At 31.2% G+C, this 15,359-nt stretch carries 16 protein-coding genes; all 16 read left to right on the forward strand.

Annotated features, from left to right (window positions below; genetic code table 11):
- The first annotated feature begins 5 nt into the window (after positions 1-5).
- The 16 genes from G7B20_RS12380 to G7B20_RS12455 all read left to right on the forward strand — a co-directional run bounded on the left by G7B20_RS12380 (position 6) and on the right by G7B20_RS12455 (position 15,356).
- Positions 6-395 (forward strand): GxxExxY protein, encoded by a 390-nt coding sequence (locus tag G7B20_RS12380; protein WP_164111722.1) that lies wholly within the window; start codon positions 6-8, stop codon positions 393-395.
- A gap of 41 nt (positions 396-436) precedes the next feature.
- On the forward strand, positions 437-1,351 hold the full coding sequence (rfbA, locus tag G7B20_RS12385) for a glucose-1-phosphate thymidylyltransferase RfbA (protein WP_164111723.1): 915 nt from the start codon (positions 437-439) through the stop codon (positions 1,349-1,351).
- On the forward strand, positions 1,311-1,718 hold the full coding sequence (locus tag G7B20_RS12390; RefSeq protein WP_164111724.1) for a sugar 3,4-ketoisomerase: 408 nt from the start codon (positions 1,311-1,313) through the stop codon (positions 1,716-1,718). Before rfbA ends, G7B20_RS12390 begins: the two co-directional genes overlap by 41 nt.
- Entirely contained in the window at positions 1,708-2,127 is a 420-nt protein-coding gene (locus G7B20_RS12395; protein ID WP_164111725.1) for a sugar 3,4-ketoisomerase, read from the forward strand. Before G7B20_RS12390 ends, G7B20_RS12395 begins: the two co-directional genes overlap by 11 nt.
- The gene (locus G7B20_RS12400; protein ID WP_164111726.1) at positions 2,120-2,650 is read left to right on the forward strand and encodes an acyltransferase; all 531 of its coding nucleotides are present in this window, start codon (positions 2,120-2,122) and stop codon (positions 2,648-2,650) included. Before G7B20_RS12395 ends, G7B20_RS12400 begins: the two co-directional genes overlap by 8 nt.
- A gap of 1 nt (position 2,651) precedes the next feature.
- Positions 2,652-3,752: a DegT/DnrJ/EryC1/StrS family aminotransferase gene (locus tag G7B20_RS12405; protein WP_164111727.1), complete on the forward strand. Its 1,101-nt coding sequence runs from the start codon at positions 2,652-2,654 to the stop codon at positions 3,750-3,752.
- On the forward strand, positions 3,752-4,996 hold the full coding sequence (locus tag G7B20_RS12410; RefSeq protein WP_164111728.1) for an O-antigen translocase: 1,245 nt from the start codon (positions 3,752-3,754) through the stop codon (positions 4,994-4,996). The genes G7B20_RS12405 and G7B20_RS12410 overlap by 1 nt, the downstream gene beginning before the upstream one ends.
- The gene (locus G7B20_RS12415; protein ID WP_164111729.1) at positions 4,997-6,187 is read left to right on the forward strand and encodes a glycosyltransferase; all 1,191 of its coding nucleotides are present in this window, start codon (positions 4,997-4,999) and stop codon (positions 6,185-6,187) included. It abuts the gene before it with no gap.
- Between the two features lie 2 nt (positions 6,188-6,189).
- Positions 6,190-7,305, forward strand: coding sequence for a non-hydrolyzing UDP-N-acetylglucosamine 2-epimerase (gene wecB / locus G7B20_RS12420; protein ID WP_164111730.1), 1,116 nt, complete (start codon positions 6,190-6,192; stop codon positions 7,303-7,305).
- Positions 7,296-8,342 (forward strand): glycosyltransferase family 4 protein, encoded by a 1,047-nt coding sequence (locus G7B20_RS12425; RefSeq protein WP_164111731.1) that lies wholly within the window; start codon positions 7,296-7,298, stop codon positions 8,340-8,342. Before wecB ends, G7B20_RS12425 begins: the two co-directional genes overlap by 10 nt.
- Positions 8,343-8,349: 7 nt before the next feature.
- Positions 8,350-9,315, forward strand: coding sequence for a glycosyltransferase family 2 protein (locus G7B20_RS12430; RefSeq protein WP_164111732.1), 966 nt, complete (start codon positions 8,350-8,352; stop codon positions 9,313-9,315).
- A complete protein-coding gene (locus tag G7B20_RS12435; RefSeq protein WP_164111733.1) occupies positions 9,305-10,621 on the forward strand; it encodes an O-antigen polymerase in 1,317 nt (438 codons plus the stop codon). The genes G7B20_RS12430 and G7B20_RS12435 overlap by 11 nt, the downstream gene beginning before the upstream one ends.
- Before the next feature lies 1 nt (position 10,622).
- Complete coding sequence (locus G7B20_RS12440) at positions 10,623-11,726, forward strand: glycosyltransferase family 4 protein (protein WP_164111734.1); 1,104 nt, start codon at positions 10,623-10,625, stop codon at positions 11,724-11,726.
- Positions 11,701-12,870, forward strand: coding sequence for a glycosyltransferase (locus G7B20_RS12445; RefSeq protein ID WP_164111735.1), 1,170 nt, complete (start codon positions 11,701-11,703; stop codon positions 12,868-12,870). Before G7B20_RS12440 ends, G7B20_RS12445 begins: the two co-directional genes overlap by 26 nt.
- 59 nt (positions 12,871-12,929) lie before the next feature.
- Entirely contained in the window at positions 12,930-14,294 is a 1,365-nt protein-coding gene (locus G7B20_RS12450; protein WP_164111736.1) for a right-handed parallel beta-helix repeat-containing protein, read from the forward strand.
- Between the two features lie 72 nt (positions 14,295-14,366).
- Positions 14,367-15,356 carry an NAD-dependent epimerase/dehydratase family protein gene (locus G7B20_RS12455; protein WP_240466009.1) on the forward strand — a complete coding sequence of 330 codons (990 nt, stop codon included), beginning with the start codon at positions 14,367-14,369 and terminating at the stop codon, positions 15,354-15,356.
- Positions 15,357-15,359: the final 3 nt, after the last annotated feature.

Genomic DNA, 15,359 nt, shown 5'->3' on the forward strand with positions numbered 1-15,359 from the left:
GAGCGATGAATAAAGAGATTGTCTATAAAAATGAAAGCTTTCAGATCATAGGTATCTGTATGAAAATTCATTCGAATTTAGGAGCAGGCTTTTTGGAGTCAGTTTATTCAGAAGTACTCGCTAAAGAGTTAAAGAAGGGGGGGATTCCTTTTGAGCAAGAAAAGAAACTAGATTTATATTATGAAGATCAAAAGTTGAGTAAGTATTTTAAAGCAGACTTTATTTGTTTTGAGGATATAATTTTAGAGATTAAATCAGTTAACTTTTTGGCGGAAGCGTTCAATAAGCAATTATTAAATTATTTACGAGCAACAAATAAGAAGCTTGGGATATTGATTAATTTTGGACAGTCGTCATTGACATATAAAAGAATCGTTAATAGTAAACATGCGTAATTCGCATTAATTTGTGAAAATTCGCTTTAATTAGATCACGAATGAAAGGAATAATACTCGCCGGCGGCTCCGGTACACGATTACACCCATTGACAATAGCAGTTTCGAAGCAATTGTTGCCGATTTATGATAAACCGATGATTTACTATCCAATTTCGGTTTTAATGTTAGCCGGAATACGAGAGATATTAATAATTTCTACACCTTTAGATCTTCCAAATTTTAAGCGACTGTTAGGTGACGGATCTCAATTTGGAGTTGAGTTTTCTTATGAGGAACAGCCTTCTCCAGATGGATTAGCCCAAGCGTTTATTATTGGTGAGAAGTTTATCGGAAAGGATGATGTTTGCCTCGTATTGGGGGATAATATTTTTTATGGTGCCGGTTTGGTAGATTTACTTAAAAACTCAGTCAATGAAGTGGAAATGAATAAGAATGCTGTGGTTTTTGGGTATTATGTAGATGATCCAGAACGTTATGGAGTGGCTGAATTTGATGGAGATGGAAAAGTGCTGGGTATTGAAGAAAAGCCTGAAAATCCGAAGTCAAATTATGCAGTTGTAGGGTTATATTTTTATCCCAATGCTGTAGTAGATGTTGCAAAGAAAGTTAAGCCTTCAAGCCGTGGAGAATTAGAAATAACATCAGTAAATCAAGCATTTTTAAAGACTGAAAAACTAAAAATGCAGCAAATGGGGCGAGGTCACGCTTGGCTTGATACAGGAACCCATGAATCATTGACGGAAGCAACAGAGTTTGTTAAGGCTATTGAAAAGAGAACAGGGCTTAAAATAGCCTGTTTAGAAGAAATTGCTATAAAACAAGATTGGATAAAATCATCAAATGTCACAGAGCGTATTAAAGTTTTGAAGGGAGATTATTATTCATATATAAAGAAAAGTCTAATTAAATATTATGGATCAGGAGAGAATTATCCAGTTACCAAAGATTCTTGATAAAAGAGGGAATTTATCTTTTTTCGAAAATGAAAACCAAATTCCATTTAACATTGACCGATCATATTGGATTTACGATGTGCCTGGTGGTGATGTAAGAGGAAGCCATGCTTTTAGAGAACAACAAGAGTTTATTGTTGCGTTATCAGGTAGTTTTGATATTACTATAAATGATGGGAAAGAAGAAAAGACCTATTCGATGAATAGGTCATACTATGGTTTGTATATTCCAAAAATGATGTGGCGAAAAATTGATAATTTTTCAACTAATTCCCTAGCCTTAATTGTTTCGGATAAGATATATGATGAAGGTGATTATATAAGAGATTTTGAGGAATTTAGAAATTTGATTGGAAATGCAAAATAAGCCCAATGTATTTGACTGCGCTGTAATTGACTTGGGAAAAATCAATTCAGACCAAGGTAATATAACTGTTTTAGAAAATGATAACTTCATCTTTCCTGTTAGACGAGTTTTTTACTTATTTGATATCGTGGGTGGGGAGAGTAGGGGGGCGCATGCTCATAAGGAATGCCACCAATTTCTAATAGCCGCAAGCGGAAGTTTCGAAGTTCAGTTAAATGATGGAAAATATAAGAGACAGATATTTCTCAATAGACCTAATGTAGGTTTGCATATTCCTCCAGGGGTTTGGGCAAGTGAGATGAATTTTTCTTCTGGGGCAATTTGTTTGGTTTTAGCTTCTCATACTTATTCAGAATCAGATTATATTAGAGATTATAATAACTATTTAGAATATATTCAAAATGATTAAAATCCACCCTACTGCCGATGTTCAAACGGATAAAATTGGTGAAGATACTTTTGTCTGGCAATACTCGGTCATTCTCTTCGGGGCAAGAATTGGTAAAAACTGTAATATTAACTTTAATGTATTCATTGAGGACGATGTTGTAATTGGCGATAATGTTACTATTAAATCTGGTGTTCAAGTTTGGAATGGAGTCGATTTAGAAGATAATGTGTTTATTGGACCCAATGTGACATTTACGAACGATCAAGTTCCTCGATCAAAACAATATCCCGAAAGATTTGATCGTACATTAGTTTGTGAGGGTGCATCAATTGGAGCTAACTCAACTGTTGTGGCAGGAAACACGATTGGTAAGTTTGCATTTATTGGGGCGGGATCAGTGGTAACAACTTCAGTTCCCCCTTTTCACGTATATTATGGGAACCCTGCAAGGCACAAAGGGTATGTAACGAAAGAAGGGATTCTGTTAGATCTCGATTTTAAGGATAAAAATGGGGTTGCTTACAAATTAGAAGAAATATAATATGATTAAATTTTTAGATCTGCATGGAATAAACATGCAATATCAATCAGAAATAGAAAGTGCTCTTTTAAGAGTTTTTCGGAGTGGTTGGTATCTTTTAGGAAATGAAATTAAGGAATTTGAAAAAAATCTAGCATTATACACTGGAGTCGAAAATGCTATTGGCGTTGCAAATGGATTAGACGCATTACGTCTTATTCTAAGAGCATATATTGAGTTAGGCGTGATGAAGCAAGGAGATGAAGTAATCGTACCTTCAAACACTTACATTGCTTCTATTTTGGCAATTTCCGATAATGGATTAGTTCCAGTCCTCTGTGAACCTGTTGAAGACACATTCAATATTGATGAAGATAAAATTGAGGCATTATTTACAGATAAAACTAGGGCAATATTGATCGTCCATCTTTACGGAAGAGTGGTTTTTTCTGAGAAACTAAGGGAATTAGCAAAAAGTAAAAATTTAAAGATAATTGAGGATAATGCGCAAGCTATTGGGGCTGAATGGAAAGGAATTAAAACAGGAGCATTAGGTGATGCAGCAGGATTTAGTTTTTATCCAGGGAAGAATCTAGGTGCTTTAGGAGATGCAGGAGCTGTGACTTGTAAGGATAACGATCTTGCTGAAACAATTAGAGCTTTGGCGAACTATGGTTCGAATAAAAAATATGTAAATATTTACAAGGGACTGAATTCTAGGTTGGATGAAATTCAAGCTGCTGTTTTAGATATAAAGCTTAAGTATATAGATATAGAAAACGAAATTAGGAGAACTATTGCTGAAAGATATATTAATGAGATAATCAATGAAAAGATTATTTTGCCAATAGGTCCATTAGATAAAAATGAGCATGTTTGGCATGTTTTTGTTATTCTTTGTGAGAATAGATGTGAATTGCAAAAATATTTATCTGAAAATGGTATTCAAACTTTGATTCATTATCCGACACCGCCCCATAAGCAAGAAGCTTATAGAGAATGGAATAATTTGAGTTATCCTATCTCGGAAAAGCTTCATGATGAGGTATTGAGTCTCCCTATTAGTCCTATTATGACAGAGGTTGATATTTCAAAAATAATAGAATTGATTAATAAATATTAATGAGATTAGTTAAAACAGCTTTATTTTCCAGTTTAATTACTGTTGTGAAAACTATTACTGGATTTGTGTCAACTAAAGTTGTTGCAAGTGTTATTGGGCCTGCTGGTGTTGCTGCTGTTGGTGCGTTTGTGAATTTCATTGCAATTATATCAACTTTTGCAAACGGAGGTATAACTAACGGAATTGTGAAATATACTTCTGAGTACTCTTCGGATGTTACAAAAACGAAAGAACTTTTTAGTACTTCTTTAAAAATATCAATTTATGCATCAATATTTATAGGTGCAGTTCTTATACTTGGAGCCGATCTGTTTTCAAGATTAGTTTTTGCATCTAACGAGTATAATTTGATTATAGTTGGATTTGGAGCTTCAGTTATTTTGTATTCCTTAAATACCTTGTTAATTTCGATTTTAAATGGAAAAGGCTTGATACCTCTTTATTCTTTTGTAAATATAATTGGAAGTGTATTTGGACTTTTATTAACTATTATCTTAGTATTCAAGTATAATGTAAAAGGTGCCCTAATATCTATGATTTTAGTGCAATCGGTTATTTTCTTTTTAACTTTGGGAATCATCTGGTATAAAACTGACTTGAAATTTAGTTTGTTTAAAGCAGATTTTAATTATTCAATTGCAAAGAACTTATCAAAATTTAGTATTATGGCTATGGTGGCTGCGTTAACTGCCCCGGTAGCACAGATTGTAATTAGAAATAGTATAGTATATTACGAAAATACTCAGCAAGCCGGTATTTGGCAAGGGATGTTAAGAATTTCAGATGCATATTTATTAGTGTTTAACACTGCTCTTGCTACTTATTATCTGCCAAAGCTTGCAAAAATAGATGGAAAAGAATTAAAGTGTGAAATTAAAAATGGTTATAGGCTTGTACTCCCATTTACAATATTTAGCGCTGCGCTTATTTTTATAATGCGAGATTTTATAATACATGTTTTGTACTCAAAAGATTTCTATGAGATGCGGTATCTTTTTTTGTGGCAACTTGTAGGTGATGTTTTTAAAATTTCAGCATTTATATTAGCATATGTAATGTTGGCAAAAGCCAACTTAAAAATTTATATATTTTCCGAAATATTTTTTTCAATTATATATGTTGTATTATCTTTAGTGTTAATAAATTCAATAGGCACATTAGGTGCTACAATTGCGTTTGCAATTAATTATTTTTTATACTGTATGTTTATGGTATTTTACTACCGAGACCTATTATTTAGATAGATGGATAGTATAACATTTTTTTATCCCAGTAAAACTGTTGGGGGGGCTGAGTTTCTTTTCTTGCGATTGGCAGAGCAAGTGTCGAAGTTAGGATCGGTAAGAGTTAAATATATTGATTACAGAGATGGATTTGCTAAGAGTAGAATTGAATCAAATGGATTAGATATTGATATTATCGAATTCTGCGATCATAAGAAAATAGCTATTAATTATAATACTGTAGTGATAACACCGCTATCAAATATATTTGAAGTTAACAATTATTTGAGGGGTCTTTTTAAATTATATTTTTGGTCTATCCATCCTTTTGGCCTTAAAGACGCTATAGTGAGTAATCATAAATATAGTCTTTTTTCGAATCCGAGAATGGATAGATATGGTAAAGACATTGATTTTCTGCTTAGCAAAAACGGATTGACGTTTATGGACGGAAGTAATTTATATTATCAACAAGAAACTTTTAAGTTTAAGACCACTGTAGATGATTTTACTCCAATTTTTTGTCCAGCTAGAAAGGGGGGCACACGAAAAATCAATGAAGAGGAAGTAAATTTGGGATGGTTGGGCAGACTCGATAAGGACAAAATCTATACAGTAAAAAATATTATTAGTCATATACAGAAGTTCTGTGAACAAAACAAAAACATTAAAATTGTTTTTCATATTATAGGAGACGGGAAGGAACGCGTAAATTTATCAAAAGTTAATACGACTGACAACTTTTCTATGGTATTAATAAATACTCTGTTAGACGATGAGTTAACAGAGTATGCGAACAATAAAGTCGATGTTTTTTTTGCAATGGGTACCTCGTCATTAGAATTGGCAAGTATGGGAAAACCTGTCGTATTAGTTGATCTCATGGATCAGGAAGTTGGGGCCGTTAACAGATTTAAATGGATATATAATTCGAAATATTTCTCTGTCGGTACTCCATTTACAATAGTAAATGAAAACGCCCTGTCATTTGAAAATATTATCTTAAATATTAATAATGACGATTTAGAGGTTATTGGGAATTTATCTCGTCAATATTATTTAAAAAATCATACTATTGATATTGTTGTTGATAAAATATTAAAGGCTGTGTCTGAAACTACGTTAACCTCATGTGATTTAAAAAAGACAAAACTTCGATGTTCATTTTTTTTTAGTAAGATTAAATTGATAAAGAGGTTTTTTAAAGTATAATTATGATTAAGAATTTGATAGTTTTTGGTACAAGACCAGAAGCAATAAAGATGGCACCCTTAGTTAAAGAGTTTAAGAACGACTCGCATTTTGAAACAAGGGTATGTGTAACAGCTCAACATAGAGAGATGCTGGATCAGGTATTGGATTTTTTTGAAATAGTTCCAGATTATGATCTAGATATTATGAAATCAGATCAGAATTTATATTCTTTAACCGCTAGTATAATTGTTGGTTTAAAGGACGTATTAGAAGAATTTAAACCTAATTATGTCTATGTGCACGGTGATACTACCACGACGATGGCAACGAGTATTGCAGCATTTTACTCGGGAGCTAAGGTTTGTCATATAGAGGCGGGATTAAGAACGTTCAATAAATTATCACCTTTTCCTGAGGAGATTAACAGGCAATTGACAAGTCGAATAGCAGATTACCATTTTGCCCCAACTATCCAGGCTAAGGAGAATTTATTAAAAGAAAATATAAATGAAAAAGACATCCTTGTAACTGGAAACACTGTTATTGATGCATTACTGGAAAGTTCAGAACGGGTAAAAGATATTGAGAATGAGGAAATCAATGAATTAAAACATATAGTTGATACATCCAGAAAGATTGTGCTTGTGACTGGGCATAGAAGAGAAAATCATGGTCAGGGTTTTAGCAATATCTGTGAAGCACTAAAAGTAATTGCGGGTAAGTATAAGGATGTACAAATTATATATCCCGTACATTTGAATCCTAACGTAAAAGGACCCGTTTATGAAATATTATCAGGAATTGAAAATCTAAAATTAATCGATCCACTATCCTATCCAGCATTCGTTTGGTTAATGTCTAGGTCATATTTAATAATTACTGATTCAGGAGGTGTTCAAGAAGAGGCTCCAAGCTTAGGGAAGCCAGTTCTGGTTTTGCGTGATAGAACAGAACGACCCGAAGCGGTAGAGGTAGGAACAGTGATTTTAGTTGGGACGGATATAGCAAAAATAGTGAATGAAGTGGATGTTTTATTAGGAGATCATGGTATATATGAGAAAATGAGTAAGTTGCATAATCCCTATGGTGATGGTTTAGCTGGTAGTAGAATAGTTAATTTTATAAAATGTCTTTAGTTTTCCTTTCCCCTTACCCTAATGATCTTAATTCCAAGGATGGAATGATTCAGAGGGTCAAGCATATTGATCAAAAATTTGAAAATTTAGAGAGGGTTTATATTGATAGCTCTTATAAATTTTCTTTATTTAAAAGGAAATTTTCACCCACTGAGAATGTTATCGTTTATAAGTTGAATACTTTTTTTCATTTCTTCATTATTTTAAACATTCTAATAAAAGCAAGGGTAGTGTATTCTCATTCACTCATGGGGATATTCAACGTTTGGCCAGCTTTCATTGTATGTCCAGGTCGAAAATTTGTTCTTGATGCTCATGGGATTTTTCCAGAGGAATTACGATTTAATGGTTCAAGAAAATTCGTAATTTTTAGCTTGTTAGAAAAAATTACGTTTTCTAAGATTACTAAGGTTATTTGTGTAACTAATGCCATGAAATCACATTATTTACACAAATATCCCCAAATGAATATTGATTATTTTGTATATTATATATTGCCTTCAATTAAAACAAACGTAAACCTATATATTGGTGAACAAGATAAATTGGAGGTCATATATAGTGGCAATCTTCAAAAATGGCAGAATATCGATTTAATGTTGAAAACTATGGAAGCCAATGATCACGAATTAATAAATTATACAGTATTAACAGGTGATTTAAAAGGATTTGAACATAAACTGAAATTTTATTCGATCAAAAAGTCAAAAGTAGTTTTAAAAAGCGTAGCTCCTAGTGAATTAGGAGCTTATTATGAGAAGGCTCATTACGGATTTTTATTAAGAGATGACATCGATGTGAATAGAGTGTCAAATCCCACTAAGATGGTAGAATATTTAAATTATGGAATCGTACCCATAGTCAAATGTGAAAAAATAGGTGATTTTAATGATCTAGGTTATGATTATTTAAAGTATGTAGACTTCAATAAGAATCTAAAACCTGGTAAGAGCATAAGGAACGCAAGTCTATTTCGCGAGTTGGAGAGTAGGATGAAATTGAGAAATTTACAAGATTGGGTTTTAAAATCTAATTAATATTTAAATGGCCACTTATATTATTTTATTAAATTATAATGGGATCGATGATACGATAGAATGTGTTAAAAGTCTACAGGGCTTAAGTAACAAGGATTTCCGCATAATCATTGTTGATAATAAGTCCACTACTCATACGATTGATGAACTAGCAAGTAAATTAGGTACAAATATACAATTTGTTTCAATGTTGGAGCTTTCGAATATGAAAGCAAATAATAGAGTGGTGTTGATTGAGAGTGATCGGAATGGAGGGTTTGCTTACGGCAATAATTTAGGTATAAGATTTTCGATTCAACAATCAGATTGTGAATATGTATGGCTACTCAATAATGATACAATTGTCGACGAAAATATCTTGAATGAGTTAATTGATTCATACGAGACTAAGAAGGCTGAAGGAATTAAAGTCGGGATAATTGGATCGAAATTGATCCATTATTATGATAGAAATTCAATACAGTCTATCGGGTGGAGATTTAATAAGTATTTTGGTTTCCCAAAACAGATTGGTGCCAATATTCCAGCAAATAGTTTGGATACGTTGAAATATAAAGGGAGTGATTTTTCATATGTAGCCGGAGCTTCGATGTTCGTCAGTAAATCATATATCCAAGATGTAGGCGGCTTAAATGATAAATATTTTTTGTATTTTGAAGAGATTGATTGGACTTTAAGGGGGAACCAATTAGGCTATAAATTAGAATTTTGTCCTAGAGCATTAGTTTATCATAAAGAGGGCGCTAGTACAAAGGACAATATTACTTCTAGTTTAGCCAGCCCCTTTTCAGACTATCATTTTACCCGTAGTAAAATTTTATTTTGCAAAAAGTTTTACCCACTCTATTTACCATTGTATTATCTCTCCTTTATTTTAGTTATTTTAAATAGGATTCGCAGGGGGCAATTTAAAAATATCACATCCATAAGTAAAGCCATGATTGGTAGTAGACTTCTTCCAAATGCAAGATAGACTGAGTTATTTATTATTGAAAATAATTTTTATTTTTATCCTTATTTTCTTCTCTTTAATTTTTGAAGTAAATACTTCATTAATATATGTTTCAATTATTTTTGTCCTGGGAATAAATTTTACCAGTTTATTGACCTTAAGGAATATATTTATCTGTTACACGCTTTTATTATTTGTTTTTTCCCGAAGTTTCTTTTTTCCTAATGAAATAGATCTTACGTACCATGGTATAGGTTATTTTTTTTCATTTATGATAGGCTATACGATTAATTTTTTAGTCAAAAAAAAGAGAATAAGATTAAAATCACTTGAATATAAAGGAGTCAGTTTTTTGGGGTTAAGAAAAATTCGACATGTTTTATTATTTTTTTTAACCTTAAAATTATTATTGACATTATATTCTATTTTGTCAATTGGAGTTGGATCATATTTTTCTGGTCACTCAATGGCAGATACTATAAATTCATATGGTACAGAAAGTTCCTCTTCTGGTTTAGAAACAATTTTAGGATCCTTCACAACAAGTTCAATCATAGCAGGGGTGGCCCTATATATTAGACATTGTATAATTTTAAAAGTTAAAATTAATTATTATTTTCTGTCTATACCTTTCCTTATAATTCCTCTTATCTCGCTTTCTCGGAATGCTTTCGCATTTGGAATTTTAACTTTGTTATTAATATATACATTCGAGCATGGAAGTAAATTTTCTGTTAAATTAGTTTTTAAAGGATTAATTGTTTTTTTTGCACTTATATTGGTCGTAGTAAAAATAGGAAATTTACGGGAAAAGAAGTTGAGTGGCAATACCTCTTCTATGAGTGCATTAACTACTGTGTATGCTGAATTTTCACCTATTATAGCGTATTCTAAAATAGTAAATAATTTAGAACTTGGGAGGTTTGAATATCAGTTTGGAAAAACTATTGTTTTGCCTATATTATTCAAGCCTATCCCTAGAAGTTTTTACCCAAGCAAACCCGGTAATACCACTGCGTATTACGCTCAGATAACGGATAAGGACTCTTTTAAAAGTGGGTTTATGGTACCCCCAACACTTTTCGGTGATCTCTATTTAAATTTTGGAATTTATTTTTCTTTTTTAATAATGATGTTTATTGGTACCCTATTTGCTTATTTGGACTTAAAGTATGTAATAGGAGATAAGGACTTTATGGGTCTGTATTTGATTTTCTTTAATGGGTGTTATGCTTTTTTACGAAATAATATTCCCGAAGGGTTAATGAATATTGTATTTGTTTTAGTTATGTATGTGATTCTTAAAAAGTTGTTTTTAAAAAGATAATATGTTCGATAATATTAAAAAGCATATTTATTATGATGCAAACTTTTCTGTTGGTGAATTTCGAGGAATGGGGAAGTATATTAATTTTTTCCGCAAGACACTCGAATCTAAAGGGTTTGTGGTTAAAGGTCTTTTGACAAAGAATTTAAAAGATCATAAATCAATCTCTTTTGGATTTTCTAACTATATCCTTTGGGAACAGTTTTCTCTTCCTTGTTTTCTATATAAAAATAAAGGCTTATATATATATCCATATAATACAGCTCCAATATGGAGGTGGAGGAAAAATTCTACTGAAATATTAATCGTTCATGATTTAATTTTTTTTGATAATTTTGGCGATAATTTAACGTTCAAGCAGAAAATCGGCAAAGCCTATAGAAAATTCATTTTACCCAAAATTATTAAGGATTTTGATCATGTAATTACTGTATCAGAATATTCCAAAGTTGAAATTGTAAAAAAATTCGGAATTGATAATAATAAAATATTTGTTATTCCAAATTCAATAGAACTTACAACAGCTAACACCGAAAAAAAAGAAAATTATATTTTTCATTTAGGAGGAGAGCCTGATTATAAAAATACAAAGACTCTTATAAAGGCTTTTTCACTACTACCTAATGATATTAAGGATAATTTTAAGTTAAAAATTGTTGGAATAAGGAATGTAAATTCGCTTAGAGAATTCAAATTAATCTGCGATGAATTGTGCATTGCTGATAAGGTAGAGTTTTTAGGATATTTATCAGATGAAGCTATAAAATTATTGTATAAAAGGGCTCAAATATTTGTATTTACATCTTTTAAGGAGGGCTTTGGAATTCCTCTTATTGAAGCGATGAACAACGGAACTGCTGTAATATCTAGTAATTCTTCTTGTCTTCCAGAGGTTGGTGGCGAAGCTGCTATGTATTTTGATCCGTTAAATTCTAAGGAATTGTCTTTAAAAATAATAGAAGTATTGAATGATGCTGATATTAGGGAGAAGATGGTTATTGCTGGCTACAAGAATGTTAAGAGATTTTCAGAAACTCAGATTGAGGCTAAAATTGTAGATTTTTTACAAATATTAAATAATGAAAATACAAATAATCCTTCCTGATTTTCCTTATCCTCCCAATAATGGTTTTAGGATTAAAACATATAATCTTATTGATTTATTAAAATTAAACCATGATATAGAAGTAGTGGTAATTAAGCTTAATGATAAACCCGTTGATGCAAGATATTTTGAAAGTTATAAAATACCTATTAAACTTTTTAAAGTAGGATTTTTTGAAAAGATCTTAAATCTTTTCTTAGCCGTATTTTCTTTTAAACCAATTCAAGTACATTTATATAGAAGTCGAGCTGCACGGAAGTATATTAAAAAAAACGGTCATAGATTTGATGCTTATATTTTTAATATGATTAGGACATCTTCTTATAGAGATTTGGTTGATCAAAAGAAGGTAATATTTGATATGGTAGATTTATTATCAAAGAGTTATGCTGAATCCTTAAGAACAACCTCTTCCTTTTTTTATAAGGTTATTTATAGTTTAGAGATTAATAGATTGCGTAAGGAAGAAGATGATGTTTGTTTAAAAGTAGGGCATGTAATATTAGTAAATAAAGAAGAATCAGAAATGCTAAGTTGCGTTTTTGACAATATTACGTGGATTCCAAATGGAGTTAATAAAAATCTTTTTGAATACGGTGAAACTCCAACTATTAAAAATAGGATCGTTTTCCTAGGAGCGATGCACTACCAACCCAATATTGATGCAATTTTATGGTTTGATAAGTATGTGATAGATAAGCTTAATGAAAAAATCGAGCTATTGATAGTTGGTGCAAATCCGTCAAAGAAAATCTTAGATATTCAAAACCGTCGTAAGAATGTCAAAGTTTTAGGTTTCGTTGATGATCCGTTCACTATTTTAAAGTCGAGTTTAGTTGTAATAGCCCCTATGCAAAATGGTGGCGGAATACAAAATAAAATTTTGGAAAGCATGGCTTTGGGTACAATAAATATAATTAGTAGTTACGCCGCTAGACCAATTATAGGCGGTGAAAATGATAAACATTTTATAGTAGAAGATAAACCAAATAATTTAGCTGATATCATTAATAAGCTTTCCGTTGGAGATTTAAATCTGGATTATATGAAAAGCGAAGGGAAGGAGTTAATTAAAAATAATTATACTTGGGATAATTATATCAAAAAGTTAAATTCAATATTAAAAAATATTCAGGACGATTAAGAAACGTTTAATTCGTCATCTAATTATGATCTATTTATGGCTAATATCCATTTTATATTATGTGTTTACGTAAAAATATAATAATCGCTTTTGTAGGTATATCCGCTTATATATTGTTTTCATTAACGGGGTATGCTAAGCTTAATATTTACAACAGCACAATATTAATAGAGCCAAAAGTTAATATTACTAATTTTGGTGGCAAGGGAGATAATATTTTTGATAATACTGTTTCAATAAAAAATGCTATTGTGTTTTTAGCACAGAAAGGAGGAGGCACTTTATATTTTCCTAAAGGAAAATATAAAACCACGTCTTTTATAATTCCTTCGAATATAAAGCTAGTAGGTGATGGGAGTAGCAGCGAATTAATAAATATTACAAGCTCCGAAAATCATTTTATTGCAATTAGGGGAAATAATGTTGAAATTGAAAGTCTTTTTTTAAACGGAAACAGGAAAAATCGAATAAACGGCAAGGACGCTATGGAAGGATCTACTATTTCAATTGCAACCGATGCGCCAGATAATTTTTACAATAGAACCTACAACGTGCGAATACGTAAATGTAGGATTACCACCAATGGATTCGATGCAATTGGAGTTTGGAACAGTAATGATGTAACAATTGAAGATAATTATTGTTTGTCGGGAAGAGACTCGGGAATAGATATTGTAGAAGGTAGTTACAACATAATAATTAAAAACAATGTAATTTATAACAATGACGACGGATGTTTGTTTTTAATAGCTTTGGATAGTTTCCAAATTGCAAAATATGGACTTGTGAGAAATGTGGAAATTTTTAATAATGTAATTTATAACAGATCTAAGGCTTTAATCCCCACTACTTCAATTTTTAGTATAGAATCTTGTGAAAATGTTTCGGTTGAAAATAATAGGATTTTTAACAGTGGTGAAGGGACAGGAATTAAAATATTTCAAGATGCGAATAATATCATCGTTAAGAAAAATAAAATTGAAGTAAGTTCGTTGAAGAATCATAATGCAGCAATTGAGGTAAATAATCAGAATTCAAAAACAAAAGTTTATAAGAAAATAACGATATCAGATAATATCCTTAAAGGGGTGAGAAATGTCTCTTCAAATGGTGTTAATATATATATGTCTAATGCAGATGTAAATAACAATACAATTGAGAATTTGAATTCTGGAATATATGTAAATACAGGGGGGGTATGGCAATCCTTAATAAATATTGAAAATAATGTTATAAATGAATGTAATATTTCTATTGAATTAGCGGGAGACTTCTATGATAAAACAGATATAAATTTACAGTTCAACAAAACTTCATCTTACAAGAAATACAATTACGCAATTTCTAGTGGTTATAACATTTTCAACAGCAATAATCCCATAACAGGTCGAAATTATTTGAATAAGGTAAGTTGGAAAAAATAGTTCTTCTTGTTTTGCTCTTCAGAATTAATGTTTGTAATTGTATGATTTATAGCTTATTTGTATGAGTAATTAATGAGTAGCAAGTTTGGCTATAAAAATTTAAGAAAATATACTCTTGTTAGTGTAAATTTAACCTTGTGGTGTATGTGTATTTCAACAAATAGATTAATAGGAATTTTTGGGAATTCGGGTTTTATAGGAAGTAGTCTTATTGCAAGCCTACCCTCTTGTATAGGTATTTCTTACAGAGAAAACGATTGGAAATCTAAAGTTATAAATTGCGAAAGTGTTATTAACCTAATCGGTAAAGCCCATGATCATTCGGGAAATTTTACAAAGGAAGATTTTTTTAATGTAAATGTCGAGATTTCAAAAGATATTTTCAAGAATTTTATTAATTCTGAGGCTAAATTGTTTGTACATATTAGTTCTATTTCAGCTATTGAAGAATATGAATCTAACAAAGAATTAAAGGAAAACGATATTTGCTCTCCCGAATCGTGGTATGGGAAATCAAAACGTGAAGCAGAAAGATGGCTATTGTCTCAGCCTTTACCTAATGATAAAAAAATCATCATTATCCGACCACCGATGGTTCATGGAGCTGGTGATAAAGGAAATTTAAAATTGCTATATAAGTTAATCTCCCGGGGTATTCCTTATCCGCTATCTTCTTTTGAAAATAAACGTTCATTTATATCGATTGATAATTTTTGCTTTTACATTCAACAAATCATTCAAAATCCAGATAAATTGGAGTCTGGTATATATCATATCGCGGATGAAGAACCCATCTCTACAATAGAAATCATAAACATTATAAAGAAAGTAACCAATAAGAATGTCCCTAATATCGTTCTACCTAAGGGACTTGTTAAAGCAATTGCTAGGTTTGGAGATAGATTATCTATTCCTCTGAATAGTAAGCGGCTTAAAAAGTTGACGAGTAATTTGTTGGTATCAAATGAAAAAATAAAGAAAGCGCTGAACATTGAAGAGTTGCCCTTGACCGCCAAGGAAGGATTGGAGAAAACCATTAACTCTTTTTTAAATAATAAATAATCT

Origin of the sequence: Sphingobacterium sp. xlx-96, assembly GCF_011007365.1 — a bacterium.
GTDB lineage: Bacteria > Bacteroidota > Bacteroidia > Sphingobacteriales > Sphingobacteriaceae > Sphingobacterium > Sphingobacterium luzhongxinii.

Coding starts and splice junctions, on each gene's coding strand:
- G7B20_RS12390 (WP_164111724.1), top strand. CDS start 1,311: ATGGATCAGGAGAGAATTATCCAGTTACCAAAGATTCTTGATAAAAGA.
- G7B20_RS12410 (WP_164111728.1), top strand. CDS start 3,752: ATGAGATTAGTTAAAACAGCTTTATTTTCCAGTTTAATTACTGTTGTG.
- G7B20_RS12380 (WP_164111722.1), top strand. CDS start 6: ATGAATAAAGAGATTGTCTATAAAAATGAAAGCTTTCAGATCATAGGT.
- G7B20_RS12440 (WP_164111734.1), top strand. CDS start 10,623: ATGTTCGATAATATTAAAAAGCATATTTATTATGATGCAAACTTTTCT.
- G7B20_RS12405 (WP_164111727.1), top strand. CDS start 2,652: ATGATTAAATTTTTAGATCTGCATGGAATAAACATGCAATATCAATCA.
- G7B20_RS12445 (WP_164111735.1), top strand. CDS start 11,701: ATGAAAATACAAATAATCCTTCCTGATTTTCCTTATCCTCCCAATAAT.
- G7B20_RS12450 (WP_164111736.1), top strand. CDS start 12,930: ATGTGTTTACGTAAAAATATAATAATCGCTTTTGTAGGTATATCCGCT.
- G7B20_RS12415 (WP_164111729.1), top strand. CDS start 4,997: ATGGATAGTATAACATTTTTTTATCCCAGTAAAACTGTTGGGGGGGCT.
- rfbA (WP_164111723.1), top strand. CDS start 437: ATGAAAGGAATAATACTCGCCGGCGGCTCCGGTACACGATTACACCCA.
- G7B20_RS12435 (WP_164111733.1), top strand. CDS start 9,305: ATGCAAGATAGACTGAGTTATTTATTATTGAAAATAATTTTTATTTTT.
- wecB (WP_164111730.1), top strand. CDS start 6,190: ATGATTAAGAATTTGATAGTTTTTGGTACAAGACCAGAAGCAATAAAG.
- G7B20_RS12395 (WP_164111725.1), top strand. CDS start 1,708: ATGCAAAATAAGCCCAATGTATTTGACTGCGCTGTAATTGACTTGGGA.
- G7B20_RS12400 (WP_164111726.1), top strand. CDS start 2,120: ATGATTAAAATCCACCCTACTGCCGATGTTCAAACGGATAAAATTGGT.
- G7B20_RS12425 (WP_164111731.1), top strand. CDS start 7,296: ATGTCTTTAGTTTTCCTTTCCCCTTACCCTAATGATCTTAATTCCAAG.
- G7B20_RS12455 (WP_240466009.1), top strand. CDS start 14,367: ATGAGTAGCAAGTTTGGCTATAAAAATTTAAGAAAATATACTCTTGTT.
- G7B20_RS12430 (WP_164111732.1), top strand. CDS start 8,350: ATGGCCACTTATATTATTTTATTAAATTATAATGGGATCGATGATACG.